The following is a 306-nucleotide window of genomic DNA, read 5'->3' on the forward strand; positions in this document are numbered from 1 at the left end:
CTTGGCCTGGATTTCCTTGAAAAGACCGAAATATTCGATTGCGTCGTCGATCGAGGCAGTCGCAAATAGCGCGTTGAATTTACGCTGATTGGTGGCAGCGTCGTGCTTGTCGAGGATTGCTTCAACCACGGCCCGCCTAGCCGGCACTTCGCCAGGCTTGAATGGGGTCCCGTCAGGCTTGAAGAAATCGACATGGAAGCGAAGCACATTGCCGTCGTCGATGGCGTGGGTGATTGTATAGGCGTGCAGCTCCTTTTCGAAGATGTCAGTGGTGGTCAACAGGCTGGCCTGCTCGCCCTCGACCCG

The 306-nt window shown here is 56.2% G+C and carries 1 protein-coding gene; it reads right to left on the bottom strand.

Features of this window, described 5'->3' with window-relative positions:
• Nucleotides 1–306: hypothetical protein (locus AB6A65_RS16905; protein ID WP_371039535.1), on the bottom strand; the 306-nt coding region annotated here is incomplete at both ends.

The sequence above is a fragment of the Rhodosalinus sp. FB01 genome, assembly GCF_041365715.1.
Lineage (GTDB): Bacteria > Pseudomonadota > Alphaproteobacteria > Rhodobacterales > Rhodobacteraceae > Rhodosalinus.